Source organism: Brevibacillus gelatini (assembly GCF_003710935.1).
Taxonomy (GTDB): Bacteria; Bacillota; Bacilli; order Brevibacillales; family Brevibacillaceae; genus Brevibacillus; species Brevibacillus gelatini.
Map to the genome: position 1 here is coordinate 80,751 of NZ_RHHS01000012.1, position 23,125 is coordinate 103,875.

21 protein-coding genes are annotated in these 23,125 nt (G+C 52.2%); all 21 read left to right on the forward strand.

The genetic code is table 11. The features are described 5' to 3' along the window. The first annotated feature begins 54 nt into the window (after positions 1 to 54). The 21 genes from rpsO to EDM57_RS23090 all read left to right on the forward strand — a co-directional run bounded on the left by rpsO (position 55) and on the right by EDM57_RS23090 (position 23,044). On the forward strand, positions 55 to 324 hold the full coding sequence (rpsO, locus tag EDM57_RS03680; RefSeq protein ID WP_122903510.1) for a 30S ribosomal protein S15: 270 nt from the start codon (positions 55 to 57) through the stop codon (positions 322 to 324). A gap of 159 nt (positions 325 to 483) precedes the next feature. Further along, a complete protein-coding gene (gene pnp / locus EDM57_RS03685; protein WP_122903421.1) occupies positions 484 to 2,628 on the forward strand; it encodes a polyribonucleotide nucleotidyltransferase in 2,145 nt (714 codons plus the stop codon). A 145-nt stretch (positions 2,629 to 2,773) separates the two neighbouring features. Next, entirely contained in the window at positions 2,774 to 3,745 is a 972-nt protein-coding gene (locus EDM57_RS03690) for a polysaccharide deacetylase family protein (protein ID WP_122903422.1), read from the forward strand. Between the two features lie 115 nt (positions 3,746 to 3,860). Beyond that, on the forward strand, positions 3,861 to 5,114 hold the full coding sequence (locus tag EDM57_RS03695) for a M16 family metallopeptidase (protein WP_122903423.1): 1,254 nt from the start codon (positions 3,861 to 3,863) through the stop codon (positions 5,112 to 5,114). Between the two features lie 89 nt (positions 5,115 to 5,203). Beyond that, positions 5,204 to 5,464, forward strand: coding sequence for a YlmC/YmxH family sporulation protein (locus tag EDM57_RS03700; protein WP_122903424.1), 261 nt, complete (start codon positions 5,204 to 5,206; stop codon positions 5,462 to 5,464). 137 nt (positions 5,465 to 5,601) lie between these two features. Next, positions 5,602 to 6,501: a dipicolinate synthase subunit DpsA gene (dpsA, locus tag EDM57_RS03705; protein ID WP_122903425.1), complete on the forward strand. Its 900-nt coding sequence runs from the start codon at positions 5,602 to 5,604 to the stop codon at positions 6,499 to 6,501. After that, positions 6,498 to 7,094: a dipicolinate synthase subunit B gene (locus EDM57_RS03710; protein WP_122903426.1), complete on the forward strand. Its 597-nt coding sequence runs from the start codon at positions 6,498 to 6,500 to the stop codon at positions 7,092 to 7,094. Before dpsA ends, EDM57_RS03710 begins: the two co-directional genes overlap by 4 nt. Positions 7,095 to 7,152: 58 nt before the next feature. Continuing rightward, the gene (locus tag EDM57_RS03715; protein WP_122903427.1) at positions 7,153 to 8,193 is read left to right on the forward strand and encodes an aspartate-semialdehyde dehydrogenase; all 1,041 of its coding nucleotides are present in this window, start codon (positions 7,153 to 7,155) and stop codon (positions 8,191 to 8,193) included. 11 nt (positions 8,194 to 8,204) lie between these two features. Then, the gene (gene dapG, locus EDM57_RS03720) at positions 8,205 to 9,431 is read left to right on the forward strand and encodes an aspartate kinase (protein ID WP_122903428.1); all 1,227 of its coding nucleotides are present in this window, start codon (positions 8,205 to 8,207) and stop codon (positions 9,429 to 9,431) included. 60 nt (positions 9,432 to 9,491) lie between these two features. After that, positions 9,492 to 10,358: a 4-hydroxy-tetrahydrodipicolinate synthase gene (gene dapA / locus EDM57_RS03725; protein WP_122903429.1), complete on the forward strand. Its 867-nt coding sequence runs from the start codon at positions 9,492 to 9,494 to the stop codon at positions 10,356 to 10,358. 150 nt (positions 10,359 to 10,508) lie between these two features. Beyond that, the gene (locus EDM57_RS03730; RefSeq protein ID WP_122903430.1) at positions 10,509 to 12,185 is read left to right on the forward strand and encodes a ribonuclease J; all 1,677 of its coding nucleotides are present in this window, start codon (positions 10,509 to 10,511) and stop codon (positions 12,183 to 12,185) included. A 124-nt stretch (positions 12,186 to 12,309) separates the two neighbouring features. Continuing rightward, on the forward strand, positions 12,310 to 13,143 hold the full coding sequence (locus tag EDM57_RS03735) for a ClpP family protease (protein ID WP_122903431.1): 834 nt from the start codon (positions 12,310 to 12,312) through the stop codon (positions 13,141 to 13,143). Further along, the gene (locus EDM57_RS03740; RefSeq protein WP_122903432.1) at positions 13,140 to 13,370 is read left to right on the forward strand and encodes a YlzJ-like family protein; all 231 of its coding nucleotides are present in this window, start codon (positions 13,140 to 13,142) and stop codon (positions 13,368 to 13,370) included. Before EDM57_RS03735 ends, EDM57_RS03740 begins: the two co-directional genes overlap by 4 nt. A 120-nt stretch (positions 13,371 to 13,490) precedes the next feature. Further along, the gene (locus tag EDM57_RS03745) at positions 13,491 to 15,857 is read left to right on the forward strand and encodes an FtsK/SpoIIIE family DNA translocase (protein WP_122903433.1); all 2,367 of its coding nucleotides are present in this window, start codon (positions 13,491 to 13,493) and stop codon (positions 15,855 to 15,857) included. A gap of 204 nt (positions 15,858 to 16,061) precedes the next feature. Further along, entirely contained in the window at positions 16,062 to 16,787 is a 726-nt protein-coding gene (locus EDM57_RS03750) for a GntR family transcriptional regulator (protein WP_122903434.1), read from the forward strand. Positions 16,788 to 16,845: 58 nt separating this feature from the next. Beyond that, positions 16,846 to 17,898 carry a BMP family lipoprotein gene (locus EDM57_RS03755; protein WP_122903435.1) on the forward strand — a complete coding sequence of 351 codons (1,053 nt, stop codon included), beginning with the start codon at positions 16,846 to 16,848 and terminating at the stop codon, positions 17,896 to 17,898. A gap of 118 nt (positions 17,899 to 18,016) precedes the next feature. Beyond that, the gene (locus tag EDM57_RS03760) at positions 18,017 to 19,531 is read left to right on the forward strand and encodes an ABC transporter ATP-binding protein (protein WP_211338214.1); all 1,515 of its coding nucleotides are present in this window, start codon (positions 18,017 to 18,019) and stop codon (positions 19,529 to 19,531) included. After that, on the forward strand, positions 19,524 to 20,597 hold the full coding sequence (locus EDM57_RS03765) for an ABC transporter permease (RefSeq protein ID WP_122903437.1): 1,074 nt from the start codon (positions 19,524 to 19,526) through the stop codon (positions 20,595 to 20,597). Before EDM57_RS03760 ends, EDM57_RS03765 begins: the two co-directional genes overlap by 8 nt. After that, positions 20,597 to 21,556 (forward strand): ABC transporter permease, encoded by a 960-nt coding sequence (locus EDM57_RS03770; RefSeq protein WP_122903438.1) that lies wholly within the window; start codon positions 20,597 to 20,599, stop codon positions 21,554 to 21,556. The genes EDM57_RS03765 and EDM57_RS03770 overlap by 1 nt, the downstream gene beginning before the upstream one ends. An 87-nt stretch (positions 21,557 to 21,643) precedes the next feature. Beyond that, positions 21,644 to 22,837, forward strand: a complete 1,194-nt coding sequence (locus EDM57_RS03775; protein WP_122903439.1) for a stalk domain-containing protein — start codon at positions 21,644 to 21,646, stop codon at positions 22,835 to 22,837. Positions 22,838 to 22,888: 51 nt separating this feature from the next. Then, on the forward strand, positions 22,889 to 23,044 hold the full coding sequence (locus EDM57_RS23090) for a hypothetical protein (RefSeq protein WP_170163362.1): 156 nt from the start codon (positions 22,889 to 22,891) through the stop codon (positions 23,042 to 23,044). Positions 23,045 to 23,125: the final 81 nt, after the last annotated feature.

A 23,125-nucleotide genomic window follows, 5' to 3' on the forward strand; every position in this document is an offset into this window, starting at 1 on the left:
GCTCACCGACGGCAGACTCGGCTAACGGGATATATAATAAGGAGGTGAGTCATGATGGCATTGTCTCAAGAACGTAAAACTCAACTGATTCAAGAGTTCCGTACTCATGAGAACGACACTGGTTCGCCAGAAGTGCAAATCGCTATCTTGACCGAAAACATTAACAACCTGAACGAACACTTGCGTACGCACAAAAAAGATCACCACAGCCGTCGTGGTCTGTTGAAAATGGTAGGTCAACGCCGCAACCTGTTGACATACCTGCGTGAAGCAGATGTTCAACGCTATCGTTCGGTAGTAGACCGCCTGGGTCTGCGCCGCTAGTCAGCGTCTTGTAAAAAGCGGGTTCTTCCCGCTTTTTCTATTATCCCAAAGAGCTGCCAAAGCTCGCCATTTAATTTTCAGGATGGCAGGAAATAATACATACAGGTAGAAAACAAAGTGTAAACCTGCACATTGTTGCAAAGGAGGACTGCTAGCATCATGGAGCAACAATACCGTACATATGATTTTGAACTGGCAGGCCGCAAGCTGACTCTTGAATTTGGCAAAATGGCCAAACAGGCGAACGGCTCGGTTCTGGTTCGGTACGGCGATACAGCAATCCTGTCTGCAGTTACAGTCTCGAAGGAGCCAAAAGCGCTCGATTTCTTCCCGCTGACTGTCAACTATGAGGAACGTCTCTATGCGGTCGGAAAAATTCCCGGCGGCTTTATTAAAAGAGAAGGACGTCCAAGCGAAAAAGCCATTTTGGCGAGCCGCTTGATTGACCGCCCGATCCGTCCTCTTTTTGCAGAAGGATTCCGCAACGACGTACAAATTGTCAATACTGTTCTGTCGGTTGACCAGGACTGCTCTCCGGAAATCGCTGCGATGATCGGGACGTCTGCTGCTCTTTGCGTTTCCGAGATTCCGTTTGAAGGGCCGATTGCCGGTGTCATCGTCGGGCGCATCGACGGCGAGTTCGTCATCAACCCGACTGTGGAGCAGGCAGAAAAAAGCGATATTCACCTCGTAGTCGCAGGTACTCACAAAGCGATCAACATGGTGGAAGCAGCTGCGAACCAAGTGCCAGAGTCTGTTATGCTGGAAGCGATCATGGCTGGCCATGAGGTTATCAAGCAACTGGTGGAGTTCCAAAACCAGATCGCAGCAGAAATCGGCAAAGAAAAAATGGAAGTCATCCTGCATGAAATCGATCCGGAAATCGATCAGGCTGTGCGCGAATACGCAGAGGCCCGCCTGAAGGAAGCCGTGCGGATTGAAGAAAAGCAGGCGCGTTACGACGCGATTGACAACATCAAGCAAGAGGCGCTGGAGCATTTCGCTGCCAAAGACCCGGAAGCTTATCCCGAGCAGGAAAAAATGATTAGCGAAGTGCTGGGCAACATCGTTAAAGATGAAGTTCGCCGTCTCATTACCGAAGAAAAAATTCGCCCGGATGGACGAGCTTTGAACGAGATTCGTCCGCTTTCCAGCGAGGTTGGCATTTTGGCCCGCACGCATGGTTCTGCCATGTTTACCCGTGGGCAGACACAGGCGCTGAGCGTCTGCACACTCGGGGCATTGGGCGATGTGCAAATTCTCGACGGGCTTGGACTGGAAGAATCGAAACGATTCATGCACCATTACAACTTTCCGCCGTACAGCGTAGGGGAAGCGCGTCCGCTGCGTCCTCCAGGTCGTCGGGAAATCGGACACGGTGCGTTGGGTGAGCGTGCCATTGAGCCGATCATTCCTTCCGAGAACGAGTTCCCTTATACGATCCGTCTCGTTTCCGAAGTGATTGAGTCCAACGGTTCGACATCGCAAGCTTCCATTTGCGCGAGCGTACTGGCGCTGATGGATGCCGGTGTGCCGATCAAGGCTCCGGTTGCTGGGATCGCGATGGGCTTGATTATGAGCAAGGATGAACAGTCTTTCTCCATCCTGACGGACATCCAGGGCATGGAAGACCACCTGGGCGATATGGACTTCAAGGTAGCAGGTACCGAGACTGGCGTAACAGCGATTCAGATGGACATTAAAATTTCCGGGATCAATCGGGAAATTTTGCAGCAAGCGCTGGAGCAAGCGCGCGAAGGTCGCCTGCACATCCTCAAGCACATGATGAGCACGATTTCCGAACCGCGCAAAGAGCTGTCTCCTTACGCGCCGAAGATTTTGACCATGACGATCAATCCGGAGAAGATTCGCGATGTAATCGGCCCACAAGGTCGTGTCATCAACAAAATCATCGAAGAAACCGGCGTCAAAATCGACATCGAGCAAGATGGACGAGTGTTCATCGCTTCGGTCAACCACGAAGCGAACCTGCGCGCGAAACAAATCATCGAGGACCTGGTTCGCGAGGTGGCAGTCGGCCAGATTTATCTGGGAACTGTCAAGCGCGTAGAGAAGTATGGAGCGTTCATCGAGCTGTTTGCCGGCAAGGAAGGCTTGTGCCACATCTCCCAACTGGCTGAGGAACGCGTAGCCAAGACGGAAGACGTCGTATCCATCGGCGACAAGGTGCAAGTAAAAGTAACCGAGATCGACGATCAAGGTCGCATCAACCTGTCCCGCAAAGCTGTGCTCAAGGAACAAGCTGCAGCCCAGGCTGAAAAGGCATCGACAAAAGCAGAATAACCGACAAACAAAAGGCTTCGTCACTCGAAGAAATTCGTGTACGGAAGCTTTTTTTCTTTTGGCCATAGATGTCTAAGTCCCCCGTCTCGTTCATACATTGGACAAAGAGAGACTTGTACGAACAAAGAGGAGGGCTGGCTCCACAATGGTGGAAAGAAAGCGGAGGCTGTGGGTTACGGTCTTTGTCACAGCAGCGATAGCGATGCTGCTTCAATACCAGCCGATTCACCAATACATCAGCCTCGTCAAAAACGATCAGGTCGTGACGGCAGAAAAAATTCTGGATGAAAAAGAACGGTTGCGAGCGCAGATTGAGAAGTGGAAGGAAGGTCATGAGGAAGCGCCTGTCGATGCGGTCGTAGACCAGACGTGGAAAGCGATTCCCGGCTACAACGGACGCATCGTGGACGTAGAAGCGTCGGTGGAAAAAATGCTCGCTTCCGGAGTGGCAGGCCCGGAAATGCTCGTGTACAAGGAAGTCCCGCCAGCGGTTTCGCTCGAACAGTTGGGCGCGCAGCCCATCTACCGGGGAAACCCGAAAAAGCCGGCCATCTCCTTCATGATTAACGTAGCCTGGGGAAATGAATATCTGGATTCCATGCTGGATACATTGGATAAGCACAAAGTGAAGACGACGTTTTTTCTGGATGGTTCATGGGTCAAGCGCTATCCGGAAGAGGCGAAAAAAATTGCCGCCCGCGGCCACGAAATCGGCAACCATGCCTACTCGCATCCTGACATGAGTACACTCGGAACGCAGCGCATTCACCAGGAGATCAGCCGCACACAGGAAGTCATTTCCAAGACGCTGGGCATCAAGCCTGTCTTGTTTGCTCCGCCTTCGGGATCGTACAACAAGCAGGTCGTGCAAATTGCACATTCCTCCTACCAGCTGAAAACGATCATGTGGACGGCAGATACCGTCGACTGGAAAAAGCCCTCACCAAGCGCTGTCATCAAAAAAATCAGCGGCTTGATGGGCAACGGCGTCCTCGTGCTGATGCACCCGACAGCGGCCTCGGAGGCGAGCCTTGACCAACTGCTCACGATTGCCAGGCAAAAGGGATTGCATCCGGTTACGGTATCCGAGCTCATCTCCAGCCGACGACTGCCATGACGCGAAAACACGTTCATTTATTGTGGAGTCAAAAGAAGTTTGTTATAGTTAGACGTGTTTACAATCACTTCCCGATAGTTTGCGCTAGAGAGATGATGAACCAAGGAGGATTTGTGTGATACAACGCCATACGTGTGATAACGGTCTTAGAATTGTGACGGAACGTATTCCGTCTGTTCGCTCTGTTGCGCTAGGCATCTGGGTGGGGACCGGTTCGAAATATGAAAACGAGAAAAACAACGGAATTTCGCATTTTCTCGAACATATGTTTTTTAAAGGGACGAGTACACGGTCTGCGAAAGAAATTGCGGAGACCTTTGACGAGATCGGGGGAAACGTAAACGCCTTTACTTCCAAGGAATATACCTGCTACTATGCGCGAGTGCTCGATCAGCACGCGCCGATCGCGCTGGACGTGCTTGCGGATATGTACTTTCACTCCGTTTTCGATGCAGATGAGCTGGAAAAGGAAAAAAACGTGGTCATCGAAGAAATCAACATGTACGAAGATACGCCTGATGATCTCGTCCATGATTTGATCGCCCGCGCGGCCTACAGCACACATCCGCTCGGTTATTCGATTTTGGGAACAGAGGACGTCCTGCGCAGTCTGAAGCGCGATGATCTGCTTGACTACATCGACACGCACTACCTCCCGACGAATACGGTCGTGACGGTAGCGGGCAATTTTGACGACAGCCTGATCGAAGAGATCAAAAAGCGTTTCAGCGGCTTCCAACGGTCAGGCAAGCTTGCGCCATTGGCCGAGCCTGTGTTCGCGGCCAATGCCATTGCGCACACCAAGTCGACCGAACAGGCGCATTTGTGCCTGTCGCTGCCAGGCTTCAAGGTTGGACATCCGGATGTTTACTCGCTTATTTTGTTGAACAACGTCCTGGGAGGCAGCATGAGTTCACGTCTTTTCCAGGAAATTCGCGAGGAACGGGGACTGGCCTACTCGGTCTACTCGTACCATTCTTCCTACAAGGAAGCGGGCACGTTCACTGTCTATACCGGAACGGCGCCTGAGCACGTCGGACAGGTTTTTGATATTGTGACGAACGTCTTGCGCGATGTCGCCGATCACGGCATCACCGACAAGGAGTTGAAAAAAGGGAAGGAACAGCTGAAAGGCAGCCTCATGCTGAGCTTGGAGAGCACCAACAGCCGGATGAGCCGCATCGGGAAAAATGAGCTGCTGTTGGAGCGCCATCTCACCCTGGATGAAATTATCGCGAAAATCGACCGCGTCTCGCATGAATCGGTTTTGGCCGTAGCGCAAGAGCTGTTCCGCTCGAAGCTGGCGATGGCGATGGTAAGCCCGCTGGACGGATACCCGTCCAATGTGAAAAACGATATCTTGCTCTAATAGCTCTCTTACGTGAAAAATCCGGCATAGCCCGGATTTTTTTGCGTATATCAACAGTAACGCAAACAAGGACAAAGGGGGCCAGTGGCATGCGGCTTAGCGAACTGGGCGGGAAGGAAATCATCGGCTTGGACAACGGTGAGAAAATGGGGGTCATCAGCGATTCCGACCTCATCATTCATCCGGAAAGCGGCGTCATTCAGTCGATCATCTTGCCCGGCGGCAGCTTCTTTGGCTTCGGGAAAAAACGGGAGGACCTGATTATCCCGTGGAGCTCGATTGTGACAATCGGCCCGGACATGGTCATCATTTCGCTTGCACAGGAAGAGACACAGGCTACGCAAAAGTAGGCGCGGGTGTCACCGAAGGAGCGGGAGTCGAATAGGATAGGGATAGACCGCATGGATTTCCGTCAACTTTTTCAAGAGGAAAACCTTTGCGTTCCGATCATTTATTGCAGTAAAATGTTTGGAAAGGGGAACGCAGCATGCTAACGGGCATACATGTTGCCTTCATTGGCGGAGACGCTCGCCAGTTGGAAGTCATCAAGCGATGCATTCAACTGGACGCCAGTGTCACGTTAGTTGGCTTCGACAACCTGGAAAGCAATTTTACAGGGGCAACGAAGAGACCATTAACATGCGATGTGCTGAAAGACGTGGACGCCCTCATCCTGCCCATCGTAGGGACCGATGACCAAGGCTTTGTGGAAAGCATCTTTTGCTCGAAACCATTGCAGCTTCTGGATCAACACGTGGAAAGCTTGCCGAAGCATTGTGTGGTATATACGGGAATGGCAAAAACTTACCTGAAAAACCTGTTGGCATCCAAGCAGATTCCTCTCGTAGAGCTGCTGGATCGCGATGACGTAGCCATCTACAACTCCATCCCGACGGTGGAGGGAGCGCTCATGATGGCGATTCAAAATACGGATATCACGATTCATGGATCGCAGTCAATCGTCTTGGGATTAGGTCGAACAGGTTTGTCTATGGCCCGGGCCCTGCATGCACTGGGAGCACGCGTCAGAGTGGGGGCTAGGCGTCAGGAACACTTGGCACGCATCTATGAGATGGGATTGACTCCCTTCCCGATCAGTGAGCTAAAGCAACAAGTCACGAATGCTGATTTCATTTTTAATACCGTCCCGCAGCTAATCCTCACAGCAGAGATCATTGCGCAAATGCCGCAATCGGCGTTTATTCTCGATCTTGCCTCCAAGCCGGGAGGGACAGATTTTCGATACGCCGAAAAACGAGGCATCAAAGCGCTTCTCGCTCCCGGATTGCCTGGAATCGTTGCACCGAAAACCGCAGGGCAGATTTTGGCCCAGACTTTATCGCGTCTCATTGCGGAGCAAAGGATAACCAGGGGGGAGTCAACATGAGCAAGCTGCAGGGAAAGACCATTGGTTTTGGATTGTCAGGATCGCACTGCACTTTTGAAGAAACCATGCCGCAAATCAAGCGGATGGTGGACGCCGGAGCGAGAGTGATTCCCATTGTTTCGCATACGGTCATGACGACCGACACCCGCTTTGGAACCTCGGCGAGCTGGCAGCAGCAGCTCAAGGATTTGACAGGGGAGGAACTGATTTCGACGATTCCCCAGGCAGAACCTTTGGGACCTTCAAAATTGTTGGACGTTATGGTGATTGCGCCATGCACAGGCAGCACGACCAGCCGGCTGGCAAATGCGATCACCGACAGCGCCGTACTCATGGCGGCCAAGGCGACCATGCGCAATTTGCGACCGCTTGTCATCGCAATCTCCACCAATGATGGTCTGGGATTAAACGCTGCCAATATTGCCAAGCTGTTGGCGGCGAAGAATATCTATTTCGTGCCGTTCGGGCAGGATGCTCCGGACAAAAAGCCAAACTCGCTCGTTGCCCGCATGGATCTGCTCTTGGAAACGTGCGAAGCAGCACTGGAAGGTAGGCAATTGCAACCCTTGCTCATCGAAAGATTCAACTACTAAACCAAACACAAAAAAAAACAATTTCACCTGCTTTTCGCGATTAGGAGGAGAGTAAGAGATGGCTAACCAACTGACTTACAATGTAGCAGTAGTCGGTGCGACTGGTGCAGTCGGACAACAAATGATTCGCTTGCTGGAAGAGCGCAACTTCCCGATTAAACAGCTCAAGCTGCTGGCTTCCGGACGCTCTGCGGGCAAGACAGTTACGTTCAAGGGACAGGAAGTTGTCCTGGAAGAAGCTACTCCTGAGAGCTTTGCCGGCGTCGATTTTGCCCTGTTCAGCGCGGGAGGAAGCGTGAGCAAGGAACTGGCCCCGCACGCTGTGCGTCACGGTGCCATCGTGATCGACAACACCAGCGCATATCGGATGGACCCGGATGTGCCTCTCGTTGTGCCAGAGGTGAACATGGACGCCGCTCTCGCTCATAAAGGAATCATTGCGAATCCGAACTGCTCTACCATTCAGATGGTAGCCGCTCTGAAACCCTTGTATGATCGTTTTGGAATAGACCGTATTATCGTTTCTACCTACCAGGCAGTGTCTGGTGCCGGACAGTCCGCAATCAACGAGCTTCTCGACCAGAGCCGTGACGTGCTGGACGGAAAAGAAGCAGAATGCCGTGTCCTGCCTGTAGGAAAGCTGCCTGTTCACCATCAAATTGCTTTCAACGCGATTCCGCAAATTGATGTGTTTACGGACAACGGCTTTACTTACGAAGAGATGAAAATGGTCAATGAAACCAAAAAAATCTTCGGTGATGACACTGTGCAGGTTTCTGCTACATGCGTACGCATTCCGGTCGTTTACGGACACAGTGAGTCCGTTTACGTGGAATTGAAACAGGATTACGACTTGAACGAGGTAAGAGCTCTCTTGGAGAACGCCCCGGGCGTTGTGGTGGTAGATGCGCCGCAAGAACAGCAGTATCCGCTGGCTACGGATGCTACCGGCAAGCTGGATGTGTTCGTCGGCCGCTTGCGTCGTGATCTCCATCATCCTAGAGGACTGCATATGTGGATCGTTTCTGACAACCTGCTCAAAGGTGCAGCATGGAATACAGTACAAATCGCTGAAGAACTCATCAAAGCAAGAGCATAGGGGAGAGGTTTGTGAAGATTCTCGTCCAGAAGTTCGGTGGTTCTTCCTTGACGACGGAAGATTGCCGGATGAGGGCAATCTACCATATAGAAAAAGCGCTCGACGAAGGCTATGCTCTCGTCGTTGTCGTATCGGCTATGGGGCGAAAAGGCGATCCGTACGCAACTGATACACTTTTGCAGTTGATTCGCAACAACGGGAATCAACTGCCTCGTCGCGAGATGGATATGCTGATGCATACCGGGGAGATCATCTCGGCTACTGTCATGTGCAGCATGCTGAATTCCCGCGGGATCAAGGCAACGATACTGACGGGCGGTCAGGCAAATATCGTGACGAGTGACGATTTTACCAATGCGCAAATCATGTCGATCGACCCGAGCCGTATTTTGCAAGACCTGCAAGCAGGCCAGGTAGTGATCGTTCCCGGCTTTCAGGGCCGGACGGCGGATTGGGAAATTACGACGCTGGGACGCGGTGGCAGCGATACGACAGCTACAGCTCTCGGCGTTGCCCTGCGCGCTGAAATGGTAGACATTTTTACCGATGTGGAAGGCATCATGACAGCGGACCCGCGCATTGTCGAAGAAGCGCAGCCGCTCGAAATGGTGACGTACACCGAAATTTGCAACATGGCTCACCTGGGAGCAAAAGTGATTCATCCGCGAGCGGTAGAGATCGCGATGCAGGCAAACGTGCCGATTCGCGTTCGCTCTACGTTTTCGGACGACCCTGGTACACTTGTGACGACCATGTTGGAGATCGGCAAAAAGGGGTATTCGGTGCAGGACAGGGTCGTCATGGGGATTGCCCATGTGCCGAATATTACCCAGATCAAGGTAGCCAACAAGGAAGGGCAATACGATACACAGCTGCAAGTATTCAAAACGATGGCAACGAATAACATCAGTGTCGATTTCATCAACGTGAATCCTTTGGGGGTTGCTTACACGGTATATGATGAGATGGGACCAAAAGCAGCGCAGTTGCTTACGGATATGGGCTACGAGCCGCAGCTGTTGCCGCACTGCGCGAAAGTTTCCGTCATCGGGGCAGGAATGACAGGAGTGCCGGGCGTCATGGCTCGAATTGTGGAGGCTTTGACGCAAGAAGACATTCAGATTTTGCAGTCGGCCGACTCCCATACGACCATTTGGGTTTTGGTGCATGAGAAAGATATGGTGCGGGCGGTACGTGCCCTTCATCAACAGTTCAATCTGCATGCCCACCATATGTGAGCGCTCTTATTTTCATTTTTTTGATGCCTATTGATTACAACAAGAGGAGTTGGAATGCTAGTGGCACGTTTTGGTCGACTGGTTACCGCCATGGTAACGCCTTTTAACGAACAATTGCAGATTGATTTCGAGAAAACGGAGCGCCTGATCGATCACCTGATCGCAAATGGGACGACAGGGATTGTGCTGAGCGGAACGACTGGTGAATCGCCGACGCTCTCCCGCGCGGAGAAGCTGGAGCTGTTTCGTCACGTAGTCGCGTATGCAAAAGGCAAGTGCCACATCATCGCCGGAACAGGCAGCAATGATACAGCGTCCAGCATCGAGTTCACACAGGCGGTTCAGTCCATTGGCGTAGACGCGGTCATGGTTGTGGCTCCTTACTACAACAAACCGTCCCAGGAAGGTCTGTACGCTCATTTCAAAGCACTGGCAGAGTCTACGGACCTCCCTGTCATGCTGTACAACGTACCAGGCCGTTCGGTCGTCAACATGACGGCAGAGACGACCTTGCGCCTGGCGCAGTTGCCGAACGTCGTTTGCATCAAGGAAGCATCCGGCAATCTGGGGCAGATGGCGCAAATTATCGAGCATGCTCCGGAAGGCTTCGAGCTGTACAGCGGTGACGACAGTCTGACCTTGCCGATCCTGTCGATTGGCGGAGTAGGCATTGTCAGCGTGGCGAGCCATGTAGTCGGCAAGCAAATGACCGAGATGATGGACGCCTTTTTCCAGGGCAAACATGCGGAAGCGGCGAGCATCCACCGCAAGCTGATGCCTGTGTTCGAAGGCCTGTTCGCGTACCCGAGTCCAGGACCGACCAAAGTCGCTTTGGAAAAGCTCGGCGTAGCGGTGGGGGGAGTACGCCTGCCATTGGTAGAGCTGAACGAGCAGGAAAAAGCATTTGTTCACTCGTTGCTTGCCTAGTGACAAAAAGAACAAGACGGGAGAGCCATTCCACAGTGGGATGGCTCTTTTTCCTTGTGTTCAGGTTTTCACTTCGGGTATAATGAAAATAAGTGATTTGGGGCGGTTTTTTTGAGTGGACATGACAACTAAATATAGGAGGTTACACGTTTGGCAAAGTCGAATCACTCTGTTCTCATTTTCGCCCTGGGCGGAGTCGGCGAAATTGGGAAAAACATGTACGTGGTACAAAGCGGGGACGACATCGTAGTGATTGATGCCGGATTGAAATTCCCGGAAGAGGAAATGCTGGGAATTGACATGGTGATTCCGGACATCACCTACCTGGAGGAGAACCGCGACAAAGTTCGGGGGATTATTATCACGCATGGACACGAAGATCACATCGGCGGCCTCAGCTATGTGCTGAAGCATTTGAAAGTCCCGGTCTATGCGACAAAACTTACCCTTGGCCTGATTGATGCAAAATTGAAAGAAGCGGGTATTCTAAACGAGACGAAGCGCGTATTGATTAACAGCGATTCAGAGGTCGTCCTGGGAAGCATGAAAGCGACCTTCTTCCGGGTGAACCACAGTATTCCGGATTGTGTGGGAGTATGCCTGGAAACGCCTGAAGGCTACGTCGTCCACACAGGAGACTTCAAGTTCGATCAAACACCGATCAACAACCAGACTGCCGATCTGGCAAAAATGGCCATGATTGGCGATCGGGGTGTTTTGTGCTTGCTGTCTGACAGTACGAATGCGGAACGTCCCGGATTTACCGGATCGGAACGCTCTGTAGGCGCTGCGATCAAAGACGTCTTTAGCAAGGCAACGGGGCGAATCGTCGTCTCTACCTTCGCGTCGAACGTACACCGCATCCAGCAAGTTGTGGATGCTGCCGTGCAGTTCAACCGCAAGCTGACGGTCGTCGGCCGGAGCATGCAAAACGTCATCAATATCAGCAGAGAACTGGGGTATTTGTTCGTTCCGGAAGGTTTGATTGTCGAGAGCGACGAAATCAACAAGTTGCCCGCTGAGCAAGTCGTTATTTTATCTACTGGCAGTCAAGGAGAGCCAATGTCTGCGCTCACACGCATGGCCCGATCCGCCCATCGGAAAATTGACATCCTTCCAGGAGATACGGTCATTATTGCGGCGACCCCGATTCCGGGAAATGAAAAGTACGTCGCACGCACGATTGACCAGCTTTCGAGAATTGGCGCTGAAGTGATTTACGGCGGCCATGGACCTAACGGAACCGTCCACGTCTCCGGTCATGGCAGCCAGGAAGAACTGCGGCTGATGCTGAATTTAATGAAGCCTAAGTACTTTATTCCCATTCACGGCGAATACCGGATGCTCAAAATGCACTCGCTGCTGGCTGAACAGGTGGGCATTCCCGAAGAGAACATCTTTTTGCTGGATAACGGCGACACGGTGGAAATCTCCGGAGGCCGGGCGCGTTATGGCCCGAAAGTCCACGCAGGCAATGTCCTGATTGACGGCCTGGGTGTCGGTGATGTTGGAAACATCGTACTTAGAGATCGCAAACTGCTTTCCCAAGATGGCATACTGGTAGTTGTCGTTACACTCAGCAAACAAAATGGCACGATTCTGTCTGGTCCAGACATCATCTCTCGCGGTTTCGTCTACGTGCGTGAATCCGAGGAACTGCTGGATGAAGCGAATCGCATAGTGACCCAAACACTTGTCAAGTGCATGGAAGAAAATGTAAATGAATGGTCATCCCTCAAAAACAACGTAAAAGAATCATTGGGACGTTATTTGTTCGAGCAAACTCGTCGCCGTCCGATGATCCTGCCGATTATCATGGAAGTGTAAGGCACGAATAAAGAGCCAGGAATCCTGAAAGAACAACGGGGTTCCTGGCTTTTTTGGTGCTTCGCTGCGCATGATTTCACCATCTGCTATCCATACTACAGAGGAAAGTGAGGGAGGATCATCCATGTCGAAGCAACCTTACAACCAATTTTTAAATAAGCTGCCTTTTACAAGCGCATTGACGAACAACGACAAAGGCGCTGCACCCGAAGGCTCGCCTCCTGGGGGGCAGGAGCCTGCTGCTTCGCCGCCGTCGGAAGCGCCAGCCCAGGAAGATCCGAAGAAAAAGCTGCTGGACTCGATCAGCCAATTGGGACAGACAAATGTTCCGCAATTGGAAAGCAATATTTATTGTATGACGATCATCGGACAAGTAGAAGGACATATTCAACTGCCCCCGCAAAACAAGACCACGAAGTACGAGCACCTCATCCCGCAACTGGTTGCAGCCGAGCAAAACAGCAAGATCGAAGGGGTTCTCGTCATCTTGAACACGGTGGGCGGAGACGTGGAAGCGGGGCTTGCGATTGCCGAAATGGTGGCTTCGATGTCCAAGCCTGTCGTCACCCTCGTCCTGGGCGGTGGCCACAGCATTGGCGTTCCGATCGCGGTTGCCGGTAATTATTCGTTTATTGCGGAAACCGCCACGATGACAATTCATCCGATCCGGCTTACTGGACTTGTGATCGGCGTTCCGCAAACGTTTGAATATCTGGACAAGATGCAGGATCGCGTCGTCAGCTTTATTGCCCGTCACTCCAACATTACCGAAGAAAAGTTCCGCGAGTTGATGACGCGCACAGGCGAGTTGACGCGTGACATCGGAACCAATGTCATCGGCGTGGATGCTGTCAAGTACGGCTTGATTGACGAGGTCGGCGGTCTGGGCAAGGCGCTGAAAAAGCTGAACGAGCTGATCGAGAAAGCGCGTAACGGGAAGGAGCAGGTTCTCCAATGATTTTTTACTCGATCATCCCGATGGAGACGGTATTTGCCAACATGGACCAGGTGGAAAAGCAGGAGCTGGAAGAAATTAAAAACGGCCATGCAACCATGCTGGTCGAGCGGACAGGACCGTACGAAGGGCGTATTGTCAGGCTGATAAGTCCAGACCCGCAGGACTATTTGAAAGCACACTATGCACCCGGACAAAAAGTTCAGTTTCACCCGCAATGGCTCGTCTAAGAAGTCCTGTATTTCTATGAATTTCCTGTGTTATACTAATAACGTACGAACAGCAGCCGAACAAAATACGGCTGCCTTTTTACCATTCGGGTACATAGAATTGGAGCACAAGAAGGAGGCGTGCCATTGAGTAGGAGAAAAAAAGAGCGGTCACAGGCGGCATTGGCCTCGGTTATCAAAATAGAGCTGCTCGGATTGCTCATGATTGTGCTGTCCTTGATCGGACTTTTGGAAAGCGGGTGGCTGGGCAAAAATATTCTGGCGTTTCTGTTCCGTTTTATTGCCGGCTCCTGGGATTTTCTCATCCCTGTGCTGATGATCGGAATGGCTGTGCATATGATGTTTACGAGACGGGCGCCGCGGCTCACCTACCGCGTGCTTGGGATTGCGCTGATCGGCGTGGCGATTCTGACGTGGGATCATCTGATTTTGTACAAACAGATCACCGCTGACGGCAAATTTGCCGAGCAGAGCATCATTCGGGTGACATGGGACAGAATCTGGCTCGACCACAGTCAAAAGGTGTCCACAACCGGAGTGGGCGGAGGCATGGTCGGAGCTCTTTTCTTTGCGGTCACAAACGGTCTTGTCGGAACAGTCGGGACTGGCTTAATCATCGTCTTTTTGTTTCTCGTCGGTCTTATGTTTCTGTTCAATCTTTCTTATGTGAACATTTTGATGGTTGTGCGGGACAAGATCGCGCTTTTCTACAACAAAGCGAAGGAGACGGTAAAAGACTCCGTGCAGCTTATGCAGGAGGAGGGCGAGCGCAGGAAAAAAGAGGCGCAGGAAGCAGACGAGCAGCGCAAGCAGAAGCTGGCGGAAGCAAAAGAGCCAGCCACGGATGCGATTCCGGTGCGAGAGCTCAAGGCCAGCTTTGACGAGCAGGCAGCGGAGCAGCCGGTCATTCCTGTCATTCACGATTTTGCGGACCGGATTGCGATGGAGGACGAGACAGTGCCGGCAGAGCCTGCGCCAACTTCGAAGCCGGTTGCCGCCCAACCGAAGCAGGAAATTACGTTTTCCCTGGAGGGGGAGGAAGAGATTTTCGGAACGCTGGAGACGGGCGAAGAGCAGCCAGCCGTGCCTTATGAGCTGCCGAGCTTGCAGATGCTGTCCAGGCCTCGTTCGACTGGAACGGCCAAAGATGTCGACCACACCTCCAATGCGCGTAAGCTGGTGCAAACCTTGAAAAGCTTCGGGGTAAGCGCGACGGTCTCCGAGGTGCATCGCGGCCCGGCTGTCACCCGCTACGAGGTGCAGCCAGCCACAGGGGTAAAAGTGAGCCGGATTGTCAGTTTGACCGACGACCTGGCGCTGGCGCTTGCAGCCAAAGACATCCGCATCGAGGCGCCGATTCCCGGCAAGTCAGCGATCGGGATCGAGGTTCCCAACTCCGAGGTCGCTGTCGTGTCGCTTCGCGAAGTGTTGGAATCACCGGAATATCAGGATGCGCCAGGCAAATTGACCGTTGCGTTGGGGCGTGACATTTCCGGCCAACCAATTGTGGCCGATTTGACGAAAATGCCGCACTTGCTCGTTGCCGGTGCAACGGGCAGCGGGAAGTCTGTCTGCATCAACTGCTTGATTATGAGCATCTTGTTCAAGGCGAAACCGGATGAAGTCAAGCTGATGATGGTAGACCCGAAAATGGTGGAACTGAACGTTTACAACGGCATTCCGCATTTGCTCGCCCCGGTCGTGACAGATCCGAAGCGGGCGTCGGTTGCGCTGAAAAAAGTCGTGGCGGAGATGGAGCGGCGCTACAACCTGTTTGCGAAAACGGGCAGCCGCAACATCGAGATGTACAATGCGCAGGTGCAAGGGCAGCCTTTGCCGTACATCGTCGTCATTGTCGACGAGCTGGCCGACCTGATGATGGTCGCTCCCGGCGAAGTCGAGGATGCGATTTGCCGCCTTGCGCAGATGGCGCGTGCGTCCGGCATTCATTTGATTATTGCCACCCAGCGTCCTTCTGTTGACGTCATCACAGGTGTCATCAAGGCGAACATTCCTTCCCGCATCGCCTTCGGAGTCTCCTCCATGGCGGACTCCCGCACGATTCTCGACATGGGGGGAGCGGAGAAACTGCTTGGCAGAGGAGACATGCTTTCTTTGCCGATGGGAGCTTCCAAGCCGATTCGCGTGCAAGGCGCTTTTGTCTCCGACAAGGAAGTCGAGGAAGTCGTTCGCTTTGTAAAAGAACAGCAAGAGGCCCGCTACAATGAGGAAATGATTCCGGGTGAAGTGCAGGAGGAACAGCAGGCTGTCGTCGATGACGAGCTGTACGATCAGGCTGTGCAGATCGTGTCAGAAGCGCAAACAGCTTCGGCATCCCTTTTGCAGCGCCGTTTGCGGGTAGGCTACACGCGCGCGGCGCGGCTGATCGACATGATGGAAGCGCAGGGAGTCGTCGGCCCGTACGAAGGGTCCAAGCCGCGAGAGGTGCGCGTACCTCGTCCTTCCATAGAATCCAACATTTCCTAAAACCCTTGACTTTGCTGGTGTCGTGCCACTGGCAAAGTCATTTTTTCTGGCCGCAGATAAAAATATTTGACTTGCATGATAGGCGACCCTCATGTAAAATTTTTAACAGATTGAGGGAAATTGTTGTTACCGCGTCTCATGAGATTCAGAGGTCTGACGTCCTACCTGTTGGGATGGCTAACGGACAACAGGAGTGAATTGACGATGAGCATCAAAGGGAATGTTCGATCACTTTTCCTCTTGGTGATGGACAAAATCAAGAGTGATATTGAAACCGGACAATTGCGACCCGGTGAACGCCTCCCATCCGAAGCCGAACTATCCAAGCAGTTAGGTGTAAGCAGGGCAACCCTTCGCGAGGCTCTCCGTCTTCTGGAAGAAGAGAAAATTGTCATCCGTCGACACGGCGTAGGGACATTTATCAATTCCAAACCTGTTTTTTCAGGCGGAATTGGGGAACTCTTTAGTGTGACGGATGCAATTGAACGCCAGGGATATACGGCAGGAACGATGATCCTGAAGACGTCCTTTGGCGAAGCGGGAGACGATGAGCGGAAAAGCCTGGCCTTGAATCCGGGCGAAGGCGTGCTGATGGTAGAGCGCATTCGGACGGCTGACGGCGAACCCGTGGTCTACTGTATCGACCGTATTCCTGCGCGCTTGGTGCCAGAAGGCTACACGGCTGGCGGGGAGTCCATTTTCAAATGGCTGGAGAGCGCTACAGGGGTGCGAATTTCGTATGCAGTGGCTCACATTGAACCCATGGGCTACAATGAAAAGGTTTCCAATCTGCTGCATTGCGACAAATCTACACCATTGCTCTTGCTCAAGCAGATTCATTACGACGAAAGTGAAAAGCCTGTCCTATACTCCCATAACTACTTCAGAGCTGACAAAATTCACTTTCATGTCGTGCGGAGACGGTTGTAATCGTGGGGGAAACCTCACTCAACAATTTTCATCAACCAAAAACAGGGGGTAATCTCAGATGAAGAAAGTTCTATCCGTGCTTTCTGTGGCAACACTCAGCTTGTCGCTCGTTCTTGCTGGCTGCGGAAGCAAACCAGAAGCACAACCACAAGGCCAGGCAAGCACTGGCGGCGCTGAAGGCAGTGCCCAAACAGCGATCCGAGTTGGTATGGTTACGGACGTTGGCGGTGTAAACGACAACTCCTTCAACCAAAGTGCCTGGGAAGGTCTGCAACGACTGCAAACCGAGCTGAATCTTCCAAAAGAAAATGTTAACTACCTGCAATCCACCAGTGATGCTGAGTACGTACCTAACCTGACCCAATTTGTAAAAGACAAATGGGATCTGACTTGGGGTATCGGCTTCCTGATGGGCGACCACCTGAAAAAAGTAGCAGATGAAAACAAAGATGCAAAACTGGCGATCATCGACGCAGAAGTAGATGCGCCAAACGTGGAATCCGTTCTCTTCAAAGAGCACGAAGGTTCCTTCCTCGCTGGGGTAGTGGCAGCGAAAATGTCCAAAACGAAAACAGTCGGTTTCGTGGGCGGCGTTGAAATCCCGGTTATCAAACGTTTCGAACTTGGTTTCGAAGCAGGGGTAAAAGCAGTCGATCCTAACGTAAAAGTTATCAAAGTATACACAGGTGCATTTGACAAGCCAGACCTTGGCAAATCCACTGCTTCCCAAATGTACGGCCAAGGCGCTGACATCATCTTCCACGCTTCCGGCGGTACAGGTGATGGCGTATTTAATGAAGCAAAAGACCGCAAAGCAAAAGGCGAAGATGTTTGGGTAATCGGTGTAGACAAAGACCAATCCCTGACATTCGGTGACGAGGTTACTCTCACTTCCATGGTAAAACGCGTTGACGAAGCTGTTTTCCGTGTATCCAAAGACCTGTCCGAAGGTAAATTTGAGGGCGGAAAAATCAAATGGCTCGGTCTTGCTGAAGACGGTGTAGGCTTGGCTTCCACTTCCTCGAAGAACGTTCCAGAAGACGTTCTGAAGCTGGTTGATGAGTTCAAGGAAAAAATCGTTAAAGGCGAAATCACAGTGCCAGACAAGTAAAACGATGAAGCGGCAAACGGACAAGGCTGGTTCTAGGAACTGGCCTTGTTCTTTACCTTCACATTAAACCCGAAAAATGGGGTGAGTATGGTTGAGTTCGGTAAAAAAAGTGGTTGAGATGCGAGGGATTACCAAGCGGTTCCCCGGGATTGTGGCAAACGACAACATCACGCTTTCTGTCAAGCAAGGGGAAATTCATGCGCTGCTCGGTGAGAATGGCGCAGGCAAGTCGACATTAATGAACATTTTGTTTGGCCTGTATCAACCCGATGAAGGTGAAATCTTCATCAATGAAAAGCCTGTGAAAATTACAAGCCCGAACGTTGCCAATGAGCTTGGCATCGGGATGGTGCACCAGCATTTTATGCTTGTGGAGACGTTTACGGTAACAGAAAACATTGTATTAGGAAACGAACCGAAAAACGGGTTGCAAATAGATATCCAAAGCGCTGAAAAAGCGGTGGAAAAGCTGTCAAACCAGTACGGACTCAAGGTTGATCCCAGAGCAAAGATTCAGGATATCTCGGTCGGGATGCAGCAGCGTGTAGAGATCTTGAAAACGCTTTACCGCGGGGCCGACATTTTGATTTTTGACGAGCCGACGGCTGTTCTTACCCCTCAGGAAATTCAGGAACTCATTGATATCATGCATAACTTGGTCAAAGAGGGCAAAACGATCATCCTGATTACGCACAAGCTCAAGGAGATCATGGCCGTCTGTGATGCCTGCACGATCATTCGTCGCGGGAAGGTAATTGACTCGGTACTTGTGAAAGATACGAACCCGGACGAACTGGCGGCAAAAATGGTGGGACGCGAAGTGAATTTTCGAGTGGACAAGACCGCTTCGAAACCGAAGGAAACCATCCTCGCCGTTGAAAACCTCACGGCAATGGGCAACCGTGGTGTCAATGCGCTGAACAATCTCAGCCTGGAAGTGCGTGCAGGCGAAATTTTGGGGATTGCCGGTGTAGACGGCAACGGGCAAAGTGAACTGATTGAAGTTTTGACGGGGTTGCGAAAAGCAACCAGTGGCCGTGTCCTTCTCAATGGTAAAGATATTACGAACCAGACTCCGCGGGCTATTTCGGAAGCGGGCTTGTCGCACATTCCGGAAGACCGTCACAAGCGCGGATTGGTTCTTGATTTCACCATGAGCGAGAATATGGTGTTGGAAACGTATTTCCACCCGACGTTCAACAAAAACGGTTTTCTCGATTATGGCGCGATTGACAAGCATGCGGCCAAGCTGATTGAGGAGTTTGACGTGCGCACGCCTTCGATCTACACGCCGGCGCGGGCACTCTCCGGGGGGAACCAGCAAAAGGCGATTATCGCCAGGGAAGTGGACAAGAACCCGGATTTGCTGATTGCAGCACAGCCTACACGCGGACTGGACGTAGGGGCGATCGAGTTTATTCATCGCCGTTTGATCGAGCAGCGCGACAAAGGCAAAGCGGTTTTGCTGCTCTCGCTGGAACTGGACGAGGTCATCAACGTATCTGACCGGATTGCCGTTATTTATGAAGGCAGCATTGTAGGAATCGTCGATGCCAAATCGACAAGCGAGCAAGAGCTGGGCTTGATGATGTCCGGCGGAAAACGAATGCCTGGAGGAGGAAACGATGAATAAAGTGATAGCCGTCTTTACAAAAGAATCGTTCCTCGTTCCTGTCGTCGCGATCATTCTTGGTCTGTTGACTGGGGCGATTGCCATGCTGGCAGGTGGCTTCAACCCGATTCAGGCTTACATGGCCCTGATTGAAAAGGTATTCGGAAGCGCGTACAACTTCGGGGAAACGATCCGGCAGATTACACCGCTGATCTTTACAGGTCTTGCAGTGGCGTTTGCCTTTCGGACAGGACTGTTTAACATTGGGGCAGAGGGGCAGTTTATTGTCGGGATGGTCGCTGCTACAACAGTAGGGATCACCCTCGATCTTCCTGCATACATCCACGCTCCTCTCGCTGTGATTGCTGGTGCGGTAGCTGGCGGCCTGTGGGGCTCGATTGCCGGTTATCTGAAAGCAGCGCGCGGTGTGAACGAGGTTATTACCAGCATCATGCTGAACTGGGTTGCGCTGTACCTGGCAAACTGGGTGATGAATGCGTTTTTCATTCCGGTCGGACAACAGCGTTCGGAAACAATCAAGGAATCATCCATGATTACGATCAGCTGGCTTTCGCAAATGTTTGACAGTGCCCGTCTGCACTGGGGAACTTTGCTTGCTGTGCTTGCCGCTATCTTTTTTTACGTCATTCTTTGGAAAACAAAGTCGGGCTATGAGCTGCGCGCCGTAGGTCTTAATCCGCACGCTTCCGAATATGCGGGGATGAACGTAAACCGCAACGTCGTCAAGGCGATGTTCATCGGCGGCATGTTTGCGGGTATTGGTGGCGCTTGCGAAATTTTGGGCGTGTTCCATTACCAGGCGATCATGACTGCCCAGCCAGGCTATGGCTTCGACGGAATTGCCGTAGCGCTGATTGGCGGAAATACGCCATTTGGCGTGGTGCTTGCCGCGATTTTGTTCGGGATTCTCACCTTCGGGGCAGCCGGCATGAAGTTTGGCGCTGGCGTACCTGTTGAGCTGATTCGTGTCGTGATCGCTTCTGTCATCTTCTTTGTTGCGGCACACGGCATCGTGAAAATTTTTGTCAAACCAATCTTGAAGAAGAAAAAGGAAGGTGGAAACTGATGGATTGGGGAGTCATTCTTAGCAATCTCGTTCACGATACCATCGTGTTTTCCACTGCCTTGATTTTTGCCTCTCTGGGCGGGCTCTACTCCGAGCGCTCGGGTGTCGTGAATATTGCGCTGGAAGGCATGATGATTATCGGGGCCTTTACGGGTGCCGTCATTACGTACGCGTTTCAGGATTCGATGGGAGCCGTCGCTCCTTGGATCGGCTTTATTCTCGCAGGGATTGCCGGTTCGATTTTTGCCCTTCCGCATGCGGTCGCTTCCGTGACCTTCAAAGCGGACCAGACTGTGAGCGGTGTGGCCCTAAACTTTTTGGCGGCAGGTCTGTCTGTCTACCTGACCAAAATCATTTTTAACGGCGCAGGTCAGACAACAACCTTGTCCAGCGTTTTTTCCAAGTGGGAAATCCCGCTTTTGCACGACATTCCGTATTTGGGACATGCCATCTTTGAAGCGTATCCGACGAGCTATTTGGCGTTTATCGCCGTCTTTTTGACCTGGTACCTGATCTTCAAAACCCCGTTCGGCTTGCGTCTGCGCGCGGTCGGTGAGCATCCACGCGCTGCTGACACGGTGGGGATCAACGTCAAGAAAATGCGCTATACCGCTGTCATGATTAGCGGAGCGCTGGCTGCGTTGGGTGGGGCGACCATCTCGCTGACGACCACGAGCAACTTTTCCCATAACACCGTATCCGGCCAAGGGTTTATCGCGATTGCCGCGTTGATTTTCGGAAAATGGCATCCGGCCGGAGCGATGGGAGCTGCCTTGTTCTTCGGGGTTGCCCAAGCGATCAAGTCTTTGGTTCAGATTTTCGGACTGACCAAGTACATTCCGACCGAGTTTATTTTCATGCTTCCGTACGTACTGACTATTTTGGTCATGGCTGGTCTGGTTGGACGCTCCAGCGCTCCTGCCGCACTGGGCAAGCCGTACGATACCGGATCTCGTTAAGGAAAAGTTGACATAATTTGCGTCTGGAACCCGTTCCTTTCCCTGTGCGATAATTTTTCTCGTGAGATTGCGCGGGGAGGGGAGTACATGAACTGCTGGCTGGATAAGCACAGCCGTTTACGTTCAACCGGGATTCTGGGCGCTTTTTTTGCTTGTATATGTCTCTGGCTGTCTTTTGGACTGGCCAGTGCTACAGCCGCGGCAAAAGAGCCGGGTCCGGTCATATCGCTGGTAGTGGATGGCAGAGGCGTGGAGTCTGACGTTTTGCCGCTGGTCCGAAACGGACGGATGCTCGTGCCGATCCGGGTGATTGCCGAGGCGACAGGAGCGCAGATCGAGTATGATGCGAAGAAACAGCGCGTGACTTTTGACCAAAAAGGCAAACATGTCTCGCTGGACATCAACAGTCGGCTTGCATATGTAAATGGAGAGCGGGTGACGCTGGAGACGCCGCCGATTATCGTCAATCAACGCACGCTCGTACCGCTGCGGTTCGTCAGCGAGTCGCTCGGCTATCAGGTGGAGTGGGACGCGACGTCGTCCGTGGCGTTCGTGCAGACAAAGCCTGTGGAGGATCGCGCCGTCACGGTGAAGGAATCCGCCAATCCATACGTGGTGCAGCCAAATGACACTCTTGGGGAGATTGCGGAGCGCCATGGCACGACGCGAAGTGCGATCAGGGAAAACAACTACTTGTCCAGCGAGAAGCTGATGATCGGACAAATTCTTTTTTTGCCGCATGAGGCGAAAAAAGCGGAGCATCCGTTGGCGAGCAAGGTGCAAGATAAACGGCTGCTTAGCAAAGATTACTGGTTTCCTTTCAACAATGCGAGCTGGTACGAGCCGTATGGCGACAGCTTCGGCTCTGATCGCGAATGGACAGAAAGCCAAAGCGGCAGTGTACGCAGCCACGAAGGCATCGACATCATGGCTCCAAAGGGAACGCCGATTTACTCGGTTTCAGACGGGACGATCAATCGGGTAGGCTGGAATACGTACGGCGGTTGGCGGATCAACATCACCGATAAAAACGGGCAGTTTCGCATGTATTACGCTCATCTTAGCGCATACGCTCCCGGTCTTCGTGTCGGAGGAACAGTCAAGGCGGGGCAGCTGATCGGATTTGTCGGAGATACCGGTTATGGCGGTCCCGGCACGGTGGGAATGTTTGCGCCTCACCTGCATTTCGGAATGTATCGCAACGACAACGGACGAGTTGTCGATCCGTTTGACTACCTTCGCTACTGGGAGCAAAACAAAGTGGTAAGCTTGTTTGCGTAATGGGACAGACTACTATACGAAAAGGAATCCTGAGAAAAAGGAGGGTTTCGTATGTGGGTCTGTCCGTACTGTGGAGGAAATCACGGCTTGCCTTTTCACGACGAGCAACTGGACGGGATGCTTTGCCTGTCTGCTGATTGCGGACGGTTCGTGGAAGAGGGCAGCACATCGGATGATATTGTAGATTGGGATTATATGGATTTTTAGTGCGAGGGAGCGAGCATGCGCCTGACAGGGCGGCTTGCTCTTTTTTTCATGTTCAGGGAAACGCACAGGAAAAGCCGGGAG